This is a genomic window from Microcoleus anatoxicus, assembly GCF_042465725.1.
In the GTDB taxonomy this organism is placed as follows: domain Bacteria; phylum Cyanobacteriota; class Cyanobacteriia; order Cyanobacteriales; family Microcoleaceae; genus Microcoleus; species Microcoleus anatoxicus.
Genome location: NZ_CP120853.1, coordinates 1,711,790 through 1,730,467, shown reverse-complemented (window position 1 = coordinate 1,730,467; position 18,678 = coordinate 1,711,790). Strand labels below are relative to the sequence as shown.

Here is an 18,678-nt window from a genome sequence, read left to right as displayed (position 1 = left end):
TCAATTCCGGTTGTATCGGAATGATTTAACCGCGAAGGCGCGAAGTACGCGAAGCAAGAGAAGAGAGAGTTTAAGACAGGACGATGAAAAGAGGATTTTATATTATTATTTAAGGGTAAAGAAGAAGATGCTGTTTTTCCTGGGCGCTGAGGCTATATAGCAATCCTAAATCATTTGTGAATTTCTTACTCCCTCCCCTTCATAAGGGGAGGGTTGGGGTGGGGTAAAAATATTTACGACTCCTGCAAGGATTGCTATATACCAATCCTAAATCATTTGTGAATTTCTTACTCCCTCCCCTTCATAAGATCCGGGTTGGGGTGGGGTAAAAAACTTTACGACTCCTGCAAGGATTGCTATAGTTTTATTATTTCATCTGAGGTAAGTAACTTTTTGTAAAAATCTAATAACTGTTGAGCTAAAGCTTTGTTTGTATAACTCTTCATGACTCGATCGTAACCGCGTTTAGCCAAATCTGACACCAACTCTGGCTGCTCCATTAATTGATGCAAACAGTCTTGCAATTTTTCTACATTTCCTTCAGGAAATACTAAGCCTGCATCTCCGATAACGTGGGGAATTTCGCCGCAGTCGGAACCGATTACTGGAACTTGACAAGCCATGGCTTCGATTAAAACGTGACCAAATTGTTCTTTCCAGCCTACTGTTGTTAAAGTTTTGAATTTATAACTTGTTTGGGATGGCAATACTAAACAATCCATCAAGTTAATGTATGGGGGTACAGCTTCATGGGAAACGCTTTCTACCCAGATTATTTTGTCGCTGATGCCCCATTCAAGAGATTTTTCGGTAATTTGCGATCGCAATTTTCCTTGCCCTACTAACACCCATTTCCAAGGGTATTTTTTCAAGCCTGCTAAAGCTGTCGCCAAAGTTAACAATCCTTTCTCTTCGACAAACCGCCCTACATAGCCTACTACAAAATCTGTAGGTTGAATCCTTAATTTTCGTGATAAATCAGCATCTTTAGAAGTGGGATAAAAAAAAGTTTCATCTACTCCCAGTTGTGGCATTACTTGCAGTGCACCTGTGTAGCCCCGCTGGCGCAATATTTTAGCCCCGTCTAGGTTGCCGGCAATAATTCCATCGGTGTTTTGCAGATTGCAATTTTCTAACACGGAAATAGGCCATTTCAATTCATAGGATAAGTTCCACCAGGTAAATAAGATATTTTTTGCTTTGAGATTGAGCAAATTATTTAGTAAAATTAACTCGGCATAGGCTAGGGATTTTGAACCTTGTTCGACTTGGATAATCTGCGGTTGAAATTGCTGTAAAACTTTGATTAAATCTTTTCCAAATGTGAGTAAGCCTTGATTGTTTTGACTAAAGTTATAAATTGGTACTACTTTAAATGACCCTTCTTGATAAAATTCACTTGTTATGGTTTTATTTTGTACGCCTCCGGGTTTCCAGCGTTGCGGTACTATAACTGTTACTTGAATGCCAGGTTCAAGGTTTGCTAAAATCTTGAATTTTGCCCGGTTGATGTCAACAATATAGGTGTGGCTCGCAACGAGGATTCTCATTTATTGGAAATGGGGATTGGGAATAACAATTATTTAGCGTTGATGTTATCTTGATGGGTGTAGATTTGTCCGTCTCTGGCGATGGACTGAATTAGGGTGTTGATAGCGCTGAGAAAACCGAGAATGTAAAATGCAAATCTGGTGAGGATTTTAAGGGGCGATCGACTTTTGTAGCAAGGTGGATTGCCGAAAACGTGACAGTCAAACAGTTTGGCAAAAAATCTTAGGCATTGAAATAGTGTTAAATTTTTCAATCCCATCAGGAAGTGGTTGTGATAAAATGTGACTTGATATTGGAGCGATCGCGTACTTATGTCGTGACACCCGCCACTTTCTTCTCCCAAATGAACTAAACAAGCATTGGGATCGTACCAGATTTTAAAACCAGTCGATCGCAATCTCAAGCAAAAATCCGACTCTTCCCGCACCGCACTACCTGCAAACCGCTCATCGAAGCTCAAACCGCACTCGGCAAAAACCACCCTGCGAAATGACATATTGCAACCTCTAGCCGAGAGCACTTGCTGTGGTTGTATAGTATGTACCAAGTCGATAAAATACCAACCAATCGCTGCATCCATCGCTTCTGGTGGCAAATATTCGATCGCCAAATCGCCCCCAGAATCGCCCAATTTCATTCTGTCAAAAACCCTACCCGCCACACATCCGACATCCGGTTGGGCTAAATAGTTGCTAGCATGAGCAGCCAAAAAACCCTTTGGTAACTGTACATCATCATCAATAAATAAAATAATATCTCCAACGGCGCGCCGCACCGCATAATTACGAGCACCAGGCAAATTCGCCCAATTTACCCGAAACCAGCGAATCCTACCAGCATTGGCCAATTGTTCTAAATAAACTTGAGTTTCCGATTCATGGATGGGAGTTTGATCGATTACTAAGACTTCAAAACTGTGATAATCTTGCCCCATCAAATCAGCGAGCGTCTCTCGCAGGCTTTGCTCGCGGTTGTAGGTGGGGATGGCAACAGAAATCATCATTTTAAGTTGTTTTTATGAATCATTTAACCGATTTGATGTAAATCAGAAATGGGGAAAGTACACTGGGAAGAGGAAGAGTGTTAGCAATTACCAATTCCCCATGCCCTATTCCCCATGCCCAATTTTCATCAAATAGTGTGGTATTTCTGAACTGCTAAAACTAAATTTTCAGTCCAGAAATTAGCCAATTCTGCGCTGGAAGCTTCCACCATGACTCGGATCAAAGGTTCAGTACCAGAAGCGCGGACGAGCACCCGTCCTTCTTCTCCCATTGCAGTTTTAGCACGGGCGATCGCTCCTTGCAAAGCTTCGCATTCATGCCATTTTAGGCGTTTTTCCCGATCGTCCACACGGACATTGCGCAACAATTGGGGATAAGTTTCAAAGCTGCCATCCACCAATTGTGCCAAGGATTCTCCAGACTCCCGCACCAGGGAAGCCATATGCAAAGCAGTTAACAAACCATCGCCGCCAATACCGTAATGAGGGCAAAGAATGTGTCCCGACTGTTCGCCGCCCAACATCGCACCGGTGCGCTCCATTTCAGCATGAACGTGCTGATCTCCCACCGCAGTTCTAATTAATTTGCCCCCCAATTCTTCCCAAGCTCGCTCAAAGCCGAGGTTAGCCATTACAGTAGAAATAATTAAATTTTCTGGCAATTGTTCGCGCTGCCGCAAATTCTTGCCCCACAGATAAAGAATGTAATCGCCATCAATCGATCGACCTTGGTTGTCAACACCCAAAACTCGATCGGCATCGCCATCAAAAGCAAATCCCAAATCAGCATTGTGCTCTAAAACAGCAGCTTGCAAACTGTCGAGATGAGTAGAACCGCAGTTAACATTAATGCGATCGCCATCAGGAGAGTTGTGTAAACAGATAACATCGGCCCCCATTTGCGCGAACACCGCCTCACCCAAGCGCGCCGCGGCCCCCCAAGCCAAATCCAACACGATCCGCATTCCGCGCAAATTCACTCCTTGCAGTGAACCTTCCAGGGAAGTGGCGTAATCTTTAACTAACTCTGGGCGGTGGTGGTGATAGCCCGAAGCCAAGCTAGCAATGGGAACCTTGGCCCCTCGGATGCCCGCTTCGATTTGTTCTTGCAAATGTTGAGACAGCTTCGTGCCATTGGCACCGAAAAACTTAATGCCGTTATCTTCTGGGGGATTGTGGGAAGCGGAAATCATCACTCCGCCCATCGACTCGGTAACACTTGCCAGATAGGCAACGCAGGGAGTAGGGCACAGGCCCAAATTCCAGACTTCTAAACCAGCGGCTGTCAAACCCGCCGACAGTGCCATTGCCAGCATATCGCTGGAATTTCTGCTGTCTTGGCCCAAAATCACCGGGCCTTGGTTGGGGGAATTTTGGCGTAAAACTTGTCCTGCCCAGAAGCCAATTTGCATTGCTAGCGGTGCATTCAGCAATTCTCCTACTTTGCCACGAATGCCGTCTGTGCCGAACAGTTTGGTATTTGGCAGGGGGAGGTTGTTTCCCACCAAAATAGTCTCTGGGCGTTTGGCTGGCTGTACTGAGTTAGCAGCCTGAAATTCGCTGCCGCGATGGCGCGAAGGTGTCTGAACCATATTCACTCCTTTAGGAATATTCACACTCACACTTTGCAGTTTATGGTACAACTGAAAGTCTTTTTTTTCAGCGTTAAGTCGATTTATTTCTGGGATGGCTCCAGCAACCTGACACTTAAGACTACCGTTTCTAGCCCTGACAAAAGTTTGATTATCTGTGAATATACGCCGTCTAATTAAACTTTCAGGTTGCTCGGCCGGTTCTAGGATACCAGTTTAGTTGCAGGAGGCGGTGTCGCCGGACTAACAGTCACCATTGGCATGGCTCAACAACTGCGAGTGTAGAAGGTTAAGGCTGTATTGCCGTAGAATTTTTGGCGACAAATTTCGAGGCCGGAAATGGGGACAGCCTCGCGCTGGCGACTGTGTTCGATCGCTATTTCACCATGGGGTGCTAACATTTCTTGGCTGGCGATCGCATTCAAGACAGGCTCGTACAAGTTGCTGGCGTAGGGCGGATCGAAGTAAATGCGATCGAACTGCTGTCGGGCTAGAGTCGCCAATTTCGCAGTCGCACTTCCCCGCAAGATGTGAAATTCTTGGGATGACTTTGCCACTTGCTGCCAATTTTGCTGAATAATCGCACAAGCTTTCGCCGACTGTTCAATCCCAGTGACACTCAAAGCCCCGCGACACAAAGCTTCTGCACCCATGGAGCCACTACCGGTACAAATATCAAGCCATCTGCAATCGGCGATCGTCCCTTGCCAAATATTAAATAAAGCTTCTCTGACTCGCGCAGGTGTGGGGCGAGTTGCGAGTCCGGGCAGGGTTTTTAGTTGGCGATTGCCACAGATTCTCAAGCTCATTTAAAATTCCGATCTTAAAGTAGATTCTGTTTTTTTAGATGGGAAAACAGAAGTTTGAATGTAAGTTTAATTATAGCACATAAGCGTTGAATCTCAACTATATTCCGCTAGTTTTTGAAGCAAAAACAAGAATCATCAAGCAATAATCTCCGCGAAAAATCGGCAAAAATTCATGGCATTATGGGGGTAGAGATTTTGGGATATGCTGCGGGCGGATGGGTTGGCTGATTTGATTTGAGCGCACCCAAAACATTTTGATAGTCTCATCTGAACTGGTCACAAGTCTGAGATTCATGCAGTTGAGTCCTTGAGCGATCGAGGTAAACATCGGGAGGTTAGTGATATGATGCTAGTAAATATAAATTCACTCTAGAGCTGGACTACTACGCACAAATCTGGGATCGGGCAGTTGCAGCCGTTGCGCCCAACTACACATCTCAAGATTGCTCTAATTGTGGTATCAGAGGATTACGATTTGGATTCTATGGATTTAAAACTTTGGCCCGGAAAACCCTATCCCTTGGGTTCAAAATGGGATGGCGAAGGCACAAATTTTGGCCTGTTTTCAGAAAATGCCACAGGGGTTGAATTGTGCTTGTTCGATGAACAAGGTTGGGAAACTCGACTGCCACTGACTGAAGTCTACAACTTCATCTGGCACTGCTACATTCCTGGCATCAAACCCGGTCAATTGTACGGGTTTCGCGTCCACGGTCCCTACGACCCCTTAGCGGGACATCGCTTCAATCCTGCCAAACTGTCGATCGACCCCTACGCTAAAGCGATCGCAGGAGACGTGGTTCACGGACGGGAAATCTTCGGCTATGACTGGGACGACGAAAAGGAAGACCTATCCTATAGTGCCTTAGACGATTCTCACTTAGTCCCCAAAGCCGTTGTCATCGATGAATCCTTCGATTGGGAAGGTGACACTCACCCCCAACTGGCGTGGCACAAAACCGTCATCTACGAGATGCACGTCAAAGGCTTTACTAAACTCCATCCCGACATTCCAGAAGCTTTGCAGGGAACCTACGCCGGACTCGCCCATCCCGCCGCCATCGACCACCTTAAATCCTTGGGGATTACCGCCGTCGAACTCCTCCCCGTCCATCACTTCATCGGCTGTCCGGGCTTTCTCGAAGCCAAGGGATTGCGAAACTACTGGGGCTACGATTCGATCAACTATCTCGCGCCTTACTCCGGCTACAGCGCCAGTGGGAACACCGGACAACAGGTGAATGAGTTTAAGGAGATGGTCAAAGCGTTACACGCTGCTGGAATTGAGGTGATTATCGATGTGGTCTACAACCACACGGGAGAGGGCAACCACATGGGCCCCACCATCTCATTTCGTGGCATTGACAATGCCGCTTACTACCGCCTTGTCGAAGGCGATCGCCGCTACTATATGGATTACAGTGGCTGTGGCAACTCCCTGAATGTCCGCCATCCCCAAGTGTTGAAGCTGATTATGGACAGCTTGCGCTATTGGGTGTTGGAGATGCACGTCGATGGGTTCCGCTTCGATTTGGCGACGGTTTTAGCGCGCGAAACCGATCGCGTCGATACTTTTGCCGCCTTTTTTGACATCATCCACCAAGACCCCGTTTTGTGCGAGGTCAAGTTAATCGCTGAACCCTGGGATATCGGCGAAGGTGGCTATCAAGTTGGCCAATTCCCCTTGCTGTGGTCGGAATGGAACGGCCGCTACCGCGATACCATGCGGGACTTTTGGCGGGGAACCAACGAAACTCTGTCTCAGTTTGCTTATAGCTTTACTGGGAGTTCCGACCTCTACGAAAGTAACGGACGGCGACCCCATGCCAGTATCAACTTTATCACCGCCCACGATGGATTTACGCTCAAGGATCTCGTCAGTTACAACCACAAACATAACGAAGCCAATGGCGAAAACAGTCGCGATGGGGAAAACTACAATCGAGCCTGGAACTGCACGGCGATCGAATTTGCAGCCACCCAAGCTCTAGAAGCAGGAGCATCTTCACCCTGTTTTGACCCCTGTGCTGGGGATGGCGACACCGAAGATCCCAAAGTCCAGTTGCTGCGAGAACGCCAACAGCGGAATTTCCTAACTTCGTTACTGTTGTCTCAAGGTGTTCCCATGCTGGTGGCTGGAGATGAAATGGGGCGAAGTCAAGGCGGTAATAACAACGCCTATTGTCAGGATAACGAAATATCTTGGGTGGATTGGGGATTGCAGCACAAAAATGCTGACTTGCTCGAATTTACGCGCCAGTTAACCGGCTTGCGACGCGAACATCCGATATTCCGTCGCCGTAAGTGGTTCCAAGGACGTGCGATTCACGGTTCTCAAGTTAGCGATATTACCTGGTTCAACCCCGACGGTGGGGAAATGACTGATGAACAGTGGAAAGTAGGGCACGCCAAGGCGATCGGAATTTTCCTCAACGGTGAAGAACTTCCCTATCCAAATGCTCGTGGCGAACGGATTATTGATGATAGTTTTTTGCTGTTTTTCAATGCTTATTGGGAGGCGATCGATTTCGTGATTCCTCCCCGCTTTCAGGGCTTGCAGTGGATTGCCATTCTCGACACCGCCGAACCGAAATTTGTGGAATCTCAAGGGATCATTTATACAAAGCGGAAAAATATTCCTGTGACGCCGCGATCGATAGTGATTTTAAAATGTCTCAATGGCCCCCCCCGGTCACTATAGGCTCCGATTCTTAAGCATTTACAGCTTTCCTAAAAACCCGGTTTCTTCAAGAAACCGGGTTTTTAATCGACTTTAAGCAGCTACTTTTTCCCTCACCTGCATCACAAAATTTGACAACATTTGCAATCCCGCGATCGAAGACTTTTCCGGGTGAAATTGTACAGCCATCAGATTGTCTTTGGCGATCGCCGCCGTCACATTTTGACTACCGTGAGTCACCATTGCCGATCGCACTTTCGGATCGACTGGATCGACATAATAAGAATGCACAAAATAAACCCAAGGTTGAGCCGGCAATTTTTGCCACAGCGACAAATCCTGAGCAAATTGTAATTGATTCCATCCCATGTGCGGAATTGTCAACCCAGGCTCTGAACTAAACCGTCGCACAGTTCCCGAAATCACTCCCAAACCCGGTTCTAAACCTTCTTCGGAACTTTCAAACAGGATTTGCAAACCCAAACAGATGCCTAAAAAAGGTTTTCCAGAGGCGATCGCACTGATTATCGGTTCTATCAATCCGCGGGTTCTTAAATTCTGCATTGCCGGATCGAAGGAACCCACACCCGGTAAAACTACGGCATCAGCCTGTTCAATCATAGCCGGATCGTCCGTAATTTTTGGCACTGCACCCACATTTTCCAAGCCTTTACAGACCGAGTGCAGATTGCCCATGTCATAGTCCACTACTGCAATGACAGACATTGACTTACTTGCCTTATATTATCAATGGAACTATATTACCAAAATTATTGATGAATACCAAAATTTTGCTAACATCCTTCGACACTTGGCAACCTCATCAAAAATCAAACTCTTCTGACGACTTATTAGCCCGGATTTCCCAAATTAAATCTTTGCCTTACTCTTTGACTTTCTTGAGAAAACTGCCAGTAGATTTCCAGGAAGCACCCAATTTGGCGATCGCCAAAATCAACCAACTCCAACCAGACCTAATCGTCTGCTGTGGCATGGCAGAAAGTTCCCCAACATTAACCCTAGAATCCTGCGCTTGCTGCGACCAAAATATTCTCAAAACAACAGTCAATCTAGACTATTTAATAGCTGATTTACCCACAGTAAAAATTAGTCACAATGCCGGAAAATTTGTTTGTGAAGCCCTTTATTATGCAGTATTAAAACACCTTGCTGACTCTCAACTGAACACCCAATGTGTTTTCGTACACGTCCCAATATTAACACCAAAAAATACCAACAAAATTGTAGCCTATTTTTCAGTGCTTTTAACTCGCCTCACAACAGACAAATGACCCTAAACAAACAACAACTGACAACTGACAACTAACAACTGACAACTGACAACTAACAACTGACAACTGACAACTGACAACTGACAACTGACAACTAACAACTGACAACTAACAACTAACAACTAACAACTGACAACTATAGCAATCCTAAATCAGTTGTGTAATTGTTGTAGGGGCAATCCCCCCGTGGTTGCCCCTAGATGCTGGGGTAGGCACGGGGGCACTACCCCTACAAATCCTCATGAATGATTTAGGATTGCTATAACAACTAACAACTGACAACTAACAACTAACAACTAACAACTAACAACTGACAACTAACAACTAACAACTAACAACTAACAACTGACAACTAACAACTGACAACTAACAACTGGCAACTAACAACTAACAACTGACAACTAACAACTGGCAACTAACAACTAACAACTAACAACTGACAACTGGCAATTGTCAATTGCCAATTGTCAAATTTCTAGCCGCCGTAATTCCAGCCAGTGCTTTCTAGCAGCAAGGGTTCGCCCTCCCGGTGAACCCCCGCAGCCACAACTTCACCGACATACACCGTATGATCGCCGTGTTCCACAGCGCCGACAACCTTGCACTCCAGATAACCCAGAGAATCCGAAATAATCGGACAACCAGTTTCGGCCCCGGCATAAAATTCTACATCCTCAAATTTATTGCCTACCCGGCGCTGGGGCTTAAAGAATTTTTGGGCTAACTCTTTTTGTCCTGCTTCCAGGAAACTCAAAGCAAAGACACCGCTAGCTTTAATCATGGCGTGGGATTTGGAGTCTTGCTTGACGCAGTTCACCACTAAGGGAGGAGTAAAGGAAGATTGCATCACCCAGCTAGCGGTGAAGCCGTTGACTTCTTCACCGTCTTTGACACCGCAGATGTATAGTCCATGAGGGATTTTGCGGAGGATGGTTTTTTTCGCTTGTTCGTCTAGCACGGGCTTACCTGTTCGATCGATAACTTTACACCGCCAAGTTTAACTTTTGGAGACCCCATAAACCAACTGTCTCAAGGGCGATCGGAGCGACACGAATGCTGAGACTGCCAATATTGCTTTTTTTGATACAAAATTTGCTGTTACATCCCTATTTATTTGATTAACTTTCATTGATTTGCATAGTAGATGAATGTAAGTATATACTTAATTGCAAGATTATCAAGTTAAAATTTGTAGCTTTTTTTCCCTCTTCAAACTTTAAACCAATTCAGACATATGCTGATGACAGAATCATTTAATCTGTTTGGGTTTAGCTAGCTTAAGCCACAAATCTGCTTATCGATCAAAGCTAAATCCAATCAAATGTTTCAGCCAGAAATTGCTTGATTTGGAGTGAGTTGGGAGGGACGAAGATAATTTTAAACTTCCACTCACAACTCACGACTCAAAACTCTTATGCAACCCCCGACTTTTTAAACCAATCTTGCAACCGCTTCCAACCATCCTTAGCTTCTTTTTCACGGTAAGTGGGGCGATAGTCGGCGTTAAATCCGTGGGGTGTATTGGGATAAATCACAATTTCTGAACCGCTACTGCCTGTTTTGAGAACTTGGCGCATTTTCTCCACTGTATCGGTGGGAATTGACTCGTCTTTGGCACCGTAAAGCCCCAATACTGGCACTTTCAAAGTTGGTGCAATGTCGATCGGCTGTTTTGGAGTCAAAGCCGTAGAATCGCCAACCACACGCCCGTACCAAGCCACTCCCGCTTTAACTTTCGGGTTGTGGGCGGCGTAGAGCCATACTATTCTGCCTCCCCAGCAAAATCCTGTAATTCCCAACTTATTAATATTGCCTTTTCCTGACTTTTGTACCCAATCTACCGTAGCATCCAAATCCGACATAACTTGAGCATCGGGGACTTTAGAAACTACTTTGCTGATAATTTCTTGAATGTCGGTGATTTTAGAAACATCACCTTGACGGGCAAACATTTGTGGGGCTACGGCTAAATAACCTAATTTAGCAAAACGGCGACAAATGTCTTGAATTTGACACTCTCAGGTCTTTCATACGCTGAGATTCTGCGGACAAAGTAGGCTTGGGTAATACCCAAAGTCTAACTCTCGCTACGTTCGTCAAGCAACGTCTACCAAGTCGGCTGAGGTCTACGCCTAGCCTACTCGCTACTTTTCTCAGAATGTTGGCAGCGCCATTTAAGTCTGCATTTACCACCCTGCCATTAGCTGACTGATACAAGCCACGTTTAATCCGCTTTCCAGATGCTTTCCACCCAGATGGTTTTTCACCATATTTGGGTAGGGAGTCTCCATCTAAAAAACTAGCTTTCGATGTGTACGCTTCTTCAGTTTCAACAAACCTGATACCGTGCAAATCACATAGTTCTTTTAACCTATTTTTCAGCTTACCTAAAGGCATTTGAACAAACTTTTGATTGTTCGCTTTACCTAGATTACTATTAAACTTAAAACCTTCATTCCACCCAACTATCAGTGTACCAATTCCGGATTTAAGGCAATGGTTGGCAATCAACTTGGCAGCCTTATTGATACCATCACGCATTTGGTGATTACGTTTGCGAGTCACACTGTCTAGCCAATTATCCCAATAACCTTCTGGCTTTCCTTCTTTTCTAGTTGCTACTTTTTTGTTCCACAATTGATTCATCGCTTTCATTCCACGAGAATCAATTAAGAAGGAATTTCCTAGTGTATCGACACAAGCTGCTAAATTATCAGCAGTTCCCAAGTCAATTGATAATGCTTGACCTAAATCTTGACAGCGATAAATTGTCTACGAGTTAACTCTTTCATTGATAATAGGTAATAGGACATCGGGCATCGGGCATCGGGCATCGGGCATCGAGCATCGGGCATCGGCCAACCCCCCCTGCCCCCCCAAGGGGGGAATGAGGGAGGGCATCGGGGATCGGGCAGGGAAACTGCCAACTAACTAATAACTAATAACTAATAACTAATGACGAAATAGCCGATCGTGCTCTGGATGATAAAGACGCGATCGCCCTTCCACATTTTGACCCAAGGCCGGACTAATCACATACATAGTCGTTCTAATCAAGTTATTTTCGCGAGTAACAACAGCCATTTTGTCAAGGGGAACTAACAAAATCTTTTCATCAGGCCAGCCCAACCGATAGCAAATCGCTACAGGTAAATCAGATGGGTAATGTTCCATCAATTTAGTTTGAGCAGCTTCGACGTGGCGGGCGCTCAAATACAGACACAAACTGGCTTGATGAGCCGCTAAACTGGCCAATTCTTCCCGTTGGGGCACTTCAGTTCTGCCACTAATTCTGGTCAGAATAATTGTCTGGACAATTCCGGGCACCGTCAACTCAATTTTTAGTTTAGCAGCGGCCAGTTGAAAAGCGCTAATTCCCGGTATGACCTCAAAAGGAATGCCCGCAGAGGCTAAAGCTTGCATTTGTTCGCCCACAGCCCCGTAGAGACAGGGATCTCCTGAATGGAGGCGGACGACGCTTTTGCCGTCGCGCACTCGCTCCACCATCAAAGGTACAATTTCTTCCAGAGTCTTATCGGCAGTTTGGATAATTTCAGCATCGGCGCGCACCCCGTGCAAAATTTGCTCTGGTACTAAGGAATCAGCAAACAAGATGGCATCGGCCACAGCCAGTAATTTTTGAGCCTTAACAGTCAATAAATCCGGGTCTCCTGGGCCTGCACCGACAATATATACTCCTGGCATCAAGGATTCACTCTGCATTGGGGATTGTGTCTTTCCTTTGATTTTGGTCTGTCAAACTCAACTTTAAACAAAAAGTGCTCAATTTACCCGATCTTCCTGATGCACCTGTTTCGGCTAGAAGGAAGGGTTGGTAGATGCACCCTGGTTTAACCCTAGAGATTAGTCTCTGGGGTTTTTTATTGGTTTTCCGGCGGTTGCTCCGGGAGCTGGGATCGATCGCATTTAGGGGAAACAACATCGGGCAAAGCGCGATCGAAATAATAAAGCCAAGCCAAGCCACCCAATCCTAAAACAATCCCTGTCAAACTTACCATCTGTGCTGTCCGCAGCGGCCCAAACATCAAACTGTCAGTTCGCAACCCTTCAATCCAGATTCTACCGGAACTGTAGGCAGTCAAATAAACCAAAAATAAACTACCGATTTTCAAGCGAATCTTACCCTGCAAATCACGGAAAAACAAAGTCAGTAGCAACCCAAATACTGTCAAATTCCACAGAGATTCGTAGAGAAATGTGGGATGAAAATATTCAAAATTCGCGTATTCCTGTGGTCGATGTTCTAGAGGAATATACAGTTTCCAAGGTAAATCTGTAGGACGGCCAAAGGCTTCTGAGTTAAAGAAATTTCCCCAGCGTCCGATTGCTTGACCAAGAATTGCCGAAGGGGCAACTAAATCGGCCAATTTCCAAAAAGAAACTTGGCAGATTTTGGCAAAAATTAAAGCGGCTATCGTGCCGCCCAAAATCGCCCCATGAATAGCAATTCCCCCTTTCCAAATCGCAATAATATCCTGCGGGCGCTGAGCATACTGGTGCCACTCGAAAGCAACGTAATAAATTCGGGCACAAGGAATAGCGCCCACAACTAGCCAAATTGCCAAGTCGCCCAGCAATTCGGGGTTAATGCGACGCTTGGCCGCTAAGTATTGGGACAGACTCACCCCAATCAAAACGGCAGAAGCAATCAACAAGCCGTACCACCGGACAGCTAGGGGGCCGAATTCAAAGACGATCGGGCCTGGGGATGTAAATTGAAACCCTAGGGGCAGCAGGAGAATTTTTAGCACCATGAAAGTTGCATTAATTTTGTTGGAAAGCAGTCAGATTGCACACCCTTGAACAAACTACAAAGTTTATTTTAGGTGGCTGCGGTCATTTAGATGCAATTTTTGGCAAACTTACCACAAAATCAACTTTGTGGGCCTTTCGGTTATTGACAGGTTTATTGACCATAACTTGTTAGGTGCGATCGCAGCCAACAAATTTTTGAAGAGGCGATATCCCCCAAAGCTATTTCCTCTATGACTTTCAGCTAGCTTGTCACCCGTTAGGTGAAACGTAATTAGCTTGAAATGCGTCGAGGACTATAAGTAAGAGTAAGTGGGACTGGACATACAAAAACTATTTGATGTAATATGCACTTATCAAAAAAAGGTCAATTCCTTCGCAAAAAATTTATCATGACACCATCCAAATTTTACATCCCTTCTTTGGACGGCATTAGGACTATTGCTTTTCTGATTGTCTTTTTATCTCATGCAGGGCTGAATCATATTATCCCTGGAGCCTTTGGTGTAACAGTCTTTTTCTTTTTAAGTGGATATTTGATCACAACTTTGCTGAGACGTGAATATGAACAAAATCAGTTCATTGATTTAAAACATTTTTATTTGCGACGCATTCTGCGAATTTGGCCTGGGTTCTATCTAGCCTTATTCCTAGGAACTACCTTGACATTAATAGGTGTATTTAAAGAACCCATCAGACTATCAGCTTTGGTGAGTCAGATTCTACATTATTATAATTATTATGAAACTTTTTTTGGTGCCTATGGAGTAGCTCCTGGTAGTGGTGCCTATTGGTCTCTGGCGGTTGAGGAACACTTCTACCTTGTTTTCCCTTTTCTATACATGACTTTACTCAAAATGCGTGTGAGTCGCCAAAGGCAAATGTTGATTTTTTTGGGACTTTGCTTGGTGATTCTAATTTGGAGATGTGTTCTAGTGTTTGGGATGGGAGCAACGGAAGCTCGTATCTTGCATTTATCAGATACCCGAATAGATAGCATACTGTTTGGCTGTGCATTAGCGGTCTATGGCAACCCAGTATTAGATGTTCACTATGGTTCAGACCGACTGTGGAAGTATTTCTTACTACCAGCAGGAATCAGTTTACTTATGTTCTCGTTTATCTGTCGTTATCCTGAGTTTCGGTATACATTGCGTTACACTATTCAAGGTATTGGACTATATTCTGTTTTTATTGCTGCTATCCGTTTTCCAGATTGGGGAGTATTTCAAATTCTCAATTGGAGTTGGATGCGGTTTATTGGTTTGCTTTCATACTCGCTTTATCTAGTACACGATACTGTGCTTCAACTTGTTTATCTTTATTTACCTAAAATGCCTATGGCTTTGCAGGGAGCGATGAGTCTCCTGATTTCCTTTGTATTAGCCTATGCAATTTATACATATATAGATCTGCCATGCGCCAAGCTACGCAAGCAATTTTCATCCTGACGAATTAATTGGCAGAAAATATTGATCAAGTCCATTTTGGCCAACTTCGCACCAGATGGTCGGCAGCTTTGGTCGAAAAGTTTTAAGATAGAGGGTGGCTTTAAATTTTTTGATGACCTATGTCTCCTACTTCCGTTTCTCAGGTGTACTCTTCTGGTAATTCCAAGGGTGCGAATCAGTCTGGCAAGACTGGTATTTTTGCTGTTGAGTCTGGTAAAATTCCACCTCTGTTGGGGGCGAGTTTGGCTGAGTTAACGGAGTGGGTGCAGCAACATGGGCAACCTGCTTATCGTGGAAAGCAGTTGTACCAATGGATTTATGAGAGAGGCGCACGATCGCTGTCTGAGATTTCTGTATTCTCGAAACAGTGGCGCGAGACTGTTGCGGATATTCCGATCGGGCGATCGACTATTCACTATCGATCGGTCGCACCAGACTCCACCGTCAAGTATCTCTTAAAATTGGCCGACGGTCAAATCATAGAAACAGTCGGCATTCCCACCGAAAAACGGCTGACTGTGTGCGTCTCAGCCCAAGTTTCCTGATGCACCTGTTTCGGCTAGAACAAAGGGATGGTAGATGCACCCTGGTTTAACCCTAGAGATTAATCTCTGGGGTTTTTTATTGATCTTCAGGAGACTGCTGAGGGAGTTCTGCCCGATCGCATTTAGGGGAAACAACATCTGGCAAAGCGCGATCGAAATAATAAAGCCAAGCCAACCCGCCCAAACCTAAAACAATCCCAGTCAAGCTTACCATCTGTGCTGTCCGCAGCGGCCCAAACATCAAACTGTCAGTTCGCAACCCTTCAATCCAGATTCTACCAGAACTGTAAGCGGTCAAATAAACCAAAAATAAACTACCGATTTTCAAGCGAATCTTACCCTGCAAATCACGGAAAAACAAAGTCAGTAGCAACCCAAATACTGTCAAATTCCACAGAGATTCGTAGAGAAATGTGGGATGAAAATATTCAAAACTTGCGTATTCCTGTGGTCGATGTTCTAGAGGAATATACAGTTTCCAAGGTAAATCTGTAGGACGGCCAAAGGCTTCTGAGTTAAAGAAATTTCCCCAGCGTCCCATTGCTTGACCAAGAATTGCCGAAGGGGCAACTAAATCGGCCAATTTCCAAAAAGAAACTTGGCAGATTTTGGCAAAAATTAAAGCGGCTATCGTGCCGCCCAAAATCGCCCCATGAATAGCAATTCCCCCTTTCCAAATCGCAATAATATCCTGCGGGCGCTGAGCATACTGGTGCCACTCGAAAGCAACGTAATAAATTCGGGCACAAGGAATAGCGCCCACAACTAGCCAAATTGCCAAGTCGCCCAGCAATTCGGGGTTAATGCGACGCTTGGCCGCTAAGTATTGGGACAGACTCACCCCAATCAAAACGGCAGAAGCAATCAACAAGCCGTACCACCGGACAGCTAGGGGGCCGAATTCAAAGACGATCGGGCCTGGGGATGTAAATTGAAACCCTAGGGGCAGCAGGAGAATTTTTAGCACCATGAAAGTTGCATTAATTTTGTTGGAAAGCAGTCAGATTGCACACCCTTGAACAAACTACAAAGTTTATTTTAGGTGTCTGCGGTCATTTAGATGCAATTTTTGGCAAACTTACCACAAAATCAACTTAATTTTGGACTTGGCAGATTTGTGTCTAGAGTTGTGTTTGTGACTGCCCATAATCATCTTGCTTAACAGAGGGTTGACAAAACTCAACATCTGTGTAATTGAAAAATGGAGGTTTCGCCCAGGAATCAGGTTAAAAGTGCTAATTAGATTTGAAAGAAAACAGCATTTCCAATTGAGTAATGGAAGGTTCTGGGGCGGTTGTGACAACGCTAACTCCTCGCAGAGAATTCAGCACTTCGGCGGTGGGGGGTGAAATCAAAGTTGGTGCTGCTTTGAGCAAATATTGGTTAGCCCAGGACATGGTTTTGTCCATGTCCAAATAAAAGTAACCCCGATCGCCTGGGGACACAGAAGTCGAGATCGCCTGAAAACTCGGACTGGTGCTTAAAGGCTGTGGCGGTGGCGAGGCGATCGCCTCAACTAAAGGCCCGCCGAAAGCGACAAACATGGTATTTTGATTCACCCAGCCGTGCCCGAATAAAGTTCCTTGCTGAGGTATTTTCCATTCCGTCACCTCCTTACCCTGAACTTGTCTGGAGGCGACACTGACACTGGGATTGCTTTTGGCGATCGCATCTAATTTGGTGAGCAGGGTTTCGGCTGCGGGGCGATCGCTCGTTTCAAAAATCATCACAGTCCCCATCCCCAACTGAGACAAAATGCCTTGATTGGAACCGATCGCCCCGATTGCAAATTCCCCATTCATCCACCCAAAAACATCTCGATCTGCATCCAAATTCAACCGTTTAAAACTATCCCTCACTTGCTGAATTCCCCGGTCAACTTCGGGGATATCTTTGGCATCTGTGGTAGCTTGAGACCAGATTTTAGCGATGTTTTGACCGCCAACTACAGCGATAGTTTCACCAGGAAATCTCGGCAACAATTTCGAGGCAGCTTGGGGCTTTTGCCCAGGAAAATTGGGGTCTAACTGAGCAATAGTTTTTACCCTCAATCCCGCACTGTCTACCCCAATTCCTGCAACCATTGACTTGACTTGCTGGAACTGGGAAAAAATTGTGGAAGGTAACTTAACATCAGGAGGCAAATTAGCTTGAAATTGCTGCATTGCAGCCTGGTAGTCAGCAATATAAACAGTGGCGATCGGATTTTCTACCCCTGCACTGTCAGACAAAAACTTAGTTGCACTCTGCTTAGTGGCGAGGGAAGGCTGTCCTTTAAAAGTATCGATCGCCAATTGTACAGGCTTTTTCAACGGAGCTATAACTAATCTATCGTCAAGCAAAGCCACACTGTAGCCCTTTCCAGTTGGTTCTGTAATCTCAGAAATTTTTACCCCTTGATATTCGCTTTCCTGAGTTTTTGCACCTTGCTGAGATTTTAATTTATTGGCAAAATTCCAAGCACTAATTTTATTTTTGACACTGACAACTAGCAGCAGTTTGGGAGGTTCAGTCTTCGCCTCGCCATCAGGGGGGAGTAAAGCCACCATCACGCCGCCCAGCCAAGGCTTTAAGTCCTTGTCATAGTCAATATCAGTGCCTGCTAAGCTTTGTTCTTGAAAAGTCTTCAAACCCTGGCCGATTAATTTTTGAGCCCCTGGGGTGCCAAATCGCTCCAACTGTGACAGCGCTTGGGGATTGGGGGAGATGAACGCGGCCATGATTGCTTTTTCCGGTACGACTTTGGCACTTTCGAGAGGGTTGGATACTTGTTCAGTCAAACCCTTGAAGTAAAAGTAGACCGCGGCGCTACCTGCTGCGATGATGGTGGCAGCAATTAGAAGCTTTGGTTGTTTTCCAGGCATTGTTTGCGATCCTTGCATTCCTTATCAGTTTAACGAAAAACAAGTTTTAGCTTGTGGTGAGGCGATCGACCTGGTTCTGCCAACATTGATACTTATTTTACCAGTTACAGACAGCGAT

16 protein-coding genes and 1 pseudogene are annotated in these 18,678 nt (G+C 45.2%); 5 read left to right on the top strand and 12 right to left on the bottom strand.

Annotated elements, in window-relative coordinates; translation table 11 throughout:
* Positions 1–356 precede the first annotated feature (356 nt).
* The 4 genes from hpsO to rsmD all read right to left on the bottom strand — a co-directional run bounded on the left by hpsO (position 357) and on the right by rsmD (position 4,955).
* Entirely contained in the window at positions 357–1,550 is a 1,194-nt protein-coding gene (gene hpsO / locus P2A85_RS07525) for a hormogonium polysaccharide biosynthesis glycosyltransferase HpsO (RefSeq protein WP_377478411.1), read from the bottom strand.
* Between the two features lie 29 nt (positions 1,551–1,579).
* Positions 1,580–2,554 carry a hormogonium polysaccharide biosynthesis glycosyltransferase HpsN gene (hpsN, locus tag P2A85_RS07520; RefSeq protein ID WP_377478410.1) on the bottom strand — a complete coding sequence of 325 codons (975 nt, stop codon included), beginning with the start codon at positions 2,552–2,554 and terminating at the stop codon, positions 1,580–1,582.
* 128 nt (positions 2,555–2,682) lie between these two features.
* Positions 2,683–4,146, bottom strand: coding sequence for a phosphoglucosamine mutase (gene glmM, locus P2A85_RS07515; protein WP_377481360.1), 1,464 nt, complete (start codon positions 4,144–4,146; stop codon positions 2,683–2,685).
* A gap of 266 nt (positions 4,147–4,412) precedes the next feature.
* A complete protein-coding gene (gene rsmD, locus P2A85_RS07510) occupies positions 4,413–4,955 on the bottom strand; it encodes a 16S rRNA (guanine(966)-N(2))-methyltransferase RsmD (protein WP_341733572.1) in 543 nt (180 codons plus the stop codon).
* Between the two features lie 375 nt (positions 4,956–5,330).
* On the opposite strand from rsmD, the gene P2A85_RS07505 reads away from it, so the two are divergent.
* Both P2A85_RS07505 and glgX read left to right on the top strand, forming a co-directional pair.
* The gene (locus tag P2A85_RS07505) at positions 5,331–5,543 is read left to right on the top strand and encodes a hypothetical protein (RefSeq protein WP_377481356.1); all 213 of its coding nucleotides are present in this window, start codon (positions 5,331–5,333) and stop codon (positions 5,541–5,543) included.
* Positions 5,440–7,656: a glycogen debranching protein GlgX gene (gene glgX / locus P2A85_RS07500; protein WP_377481353.1), complete on the top strand. Its 2,217-nt coding sequence runs from the start codon at positions 5,440–5,442 to the stop codon at positions 7,654–7,656. The genes P2A85_RS07505 and glgX overlap by 104 nt, the downstream gene beginning before the upstream one ends.
* A 72-nt stretch (positions 7,657–7,728) precedes the next feature.
* Here glgX and hisH read toward each other — a convergent pair whose 3' ends face one another.
* Complete coding sequence (hisH, locus tag P2A85_RS07495; RefSeq protein WP_377478409.1) at positions 7,729–8,361, bottom strand: imidazole glycerol phosphate synthase subunit HisH; 633 nt, start codon at positions 8,359–8,361, stop codon at positions 7,729–7,731.
* Between the two features lie 50 nt (positions 8,362–8,411).
* Between hisH and P2A85_RS07490 the strand changes: the two genes are divergently transcribed.
* Positions 8,412–8,927 (top strand): peptidase C15, encoded by a 516-nt coding sequence (locus P2A85_RS07490; RefSeq protein WP_377478407.1) that lies wholly within the window; start codon positions 8,412–8,414, stop codon positions 8,925–8,927.
* A gap of 475 nt (positions 8,928–9,402) precedes the next feature.
* On the opposite strand, the gene P2A85_RS07485 is transcribed toward P2A85_RS07490, so the two are convergent.
* From P2A85_RS07485 to lgt (P2A85_RS07465), 5 genes are all read right to left on the bottom strand, one after another.
* On the bottom strand, positions 9,403–9,885 hold the full coding sequence (locus P2A85_RS07485) for a flavin reductase family protein (protein WP_340525592.1): 483 nt from the start codon (positions 9,883–9,885) through the stop codon (positions 9,403–9,405).
* Between the two features lie 454 nt (positions 9,886–10,339).
* Positions 10,340–10,879 carry a dienelactone hydrolase family protein gene (locus tag P2A85_RS07480; protein ID WP_377478405.1) on the bottom strand — a complete coding sequence of 180 codons (540 nt, stop codon included), beginning with the start codon at positions 10,877–10,879 and terminating at the stop codon, positions 10,340–10,342.
* A 28-nt stretch (positions 10,880–10,907) separates the two neighbouring features.
* Positions 10,908–11,696 (bottom strand): IS200/IS605 family accessory protein TnpB-related protein, encoded by a 789-nt coding sequence (locus P2A85_RS07475; RefSeq protein ID WP_377481349.1) that lies wholly within the window; start codon positions 11,694–11,696, stop codon positions 10,908–10,910.
* Between the two features lie 183 nt (positions 11,697–11,879).
* Positions 11,880–12,650, bottom strand: a complete 771-nt coding sequence (cobM, locus tag P2A85_RS07470) for a precorrin-4 C(11)-methyltransferase (RefSeq protein ID WP_377478403.1) — start codon at positions 12,648–12,650, stop codon at positions 11,880–11,882.
* 158 nt (positions 12,651–12,808) lie between these two features.
* Positions 12,809–13,702, bottom strand: coding sequence for a prolipoprotein diacylglyceryl transferase (lgt, locus tag P2A85_RS07465; protein WP_377478402.1), 894 nt, complete (start codon positions 13,700–13,702; stop codon positions 12,809–12,811).
* A 390-nt stretch (positions 13,703–14,092) separates the two neighbouring features.
* On the opposite strand from lgt (P2A85_RS07465), the gene P2A85_RS07460 reads away from it, so the two are divergent.
* A complete protein-coding gene (locus tag P2A85_RS07460; RefSeq protein WP_377478400.1) occupies positions 14,093–15,151 on the top strand; it encodes an acyltransferase family protein in 1,059 nt (352 codons plus the stop codon).
* A gap of 119 nt (positions 15,152–15,270) precedes the next feature.
* A pseudogene (locus tag P2A85_RS07455) lies at positions 15,271–15,690 on the top strand (23S rRNA (adenine(2503)-C(2))-methyltransferase RlmN); the annotation flags it as partial.
* An 82-nt stretch (positions 15,691–15,772) separates the two neighbouring features.
* On the opposite strand, the gene lgt (P2A85_RS07450) reads toward P2A85_RS07455, so the two are convergent.
* Together lgt (P2A85_RS07450) and P2A85_RS07445 are read right to left on the bottom strand one after the other, a co-directional pair.
* Complete coding sequence (lgt, locus tag P2A85_RS07450; protein WP_377478398.1) at positions 15,773–16,666, bottom strand: prolipoprotein diacylglyceryl transferase; 894 nt, start codon at positions 16,664–16,666, stop codon at positions 15,773–15,775.
* A gap of 265 nt (positions 16,667–16,931) precedes the next feature.
* Positions 16,932–18,578, bottom strand: a complete 1,647-nt coding sequence (locus P2A85_RS07445) for a DUF3352 domain-containing protein (protein WP_377478397.1) — start codon at positions 18,576–18,578, stop codon at positions 16,932–16,934.
* Positions 18,579–18,678: the final 100 nt, after the last annotated feature.

Bases quoted from the DNA above. Each gene is read 5' to 3' on its own strand.
- hpsO (WP_377478411.1), bottom strand. From the start codon at position 1,550: ATGAGAATCCTCGTTGCGAGCCACACCTATATTGTTGACATCAACCGG.
- hpsN (WP_377478410.1), bottom strand. From the start codon at position 2,554: ATGATGATTTCTGTTGCCATCCCCACCTACAACCGCGAGCAAAGCCTG.
- glmM (WP_377481360.1), bottom strand. From the start codon at position 4,146: ATGGTTCAGACACCTTCGCGCCATCGCGGCAGCGAATTTCAGGCTGCT.
- rsmD (WP_341733572.1), bottom strand. From the start codon at position 4,955: ATGAGCTTGAGAATCTGTGGCAATCGCCAACTAAAAACCCTGCCCGGA.
- glgX (WP_377481353.1), top strand. From the start codon at position 5,440: ATGGATTTAAAACTTTGGCCCGGAAAACCCTATCCCTTGGGTTCAAAA.
- hisH (WP_377478409.1), bottom strand. From the start codon at position 8,361: ATGTCTGTCATTGCAGTAGTGGACTATGACATGGGCAATCTGCACTCG.
- P2A85_RS07490 (WP_377478407.1), top strand. From the start codon at position 8,412: ATGAATACCAAAATTTTGCTAACATCCTTCGACACTTGGCAACCTCAT.
- P2A85_RS07480 (WP_377478405.1), bottom strand. From the start codon at position 10,879: ATGTTTGCCCGTCAAGGTGATGTTTCTAAAATCACCGACATTCAAGAA.
- cobM (WP_377478403.1), bottom strand. From the start codon at position 12,650: ATGCAGAGTGAATCCTTGATGCCAGGAGTATATATTGTCGGTGCAGGC.
- lgt (WP_377478402.1), bottom strand. From the start codon at position 13,702: ATGGTGCTAAAAATTCTCCTGCTGCCCCTAGGGTTTCAATTTACATCC.
- P2A85_RS07460 (WP_377478400.1), top strand. From the start codon at position 14,093: ATGACACCATCCAAATTTTACATCCCTTCTTTGGACGGCATTAGGACT.
- lgt (WP_377478398.1), bottom strand. From the start codon at position 16,666: ATGGTGCTAAAAATTCTCCTGCTGCCCCTAGGGTTTCAATTTACATCC.
- P2A85_RS07445 (WP_377478397.1), bottom strand. From the start codon at position 18,578: ATGCAAGGATCGCAAACAATGCCTGGAAAACAACCAAAGCTTCTAATT.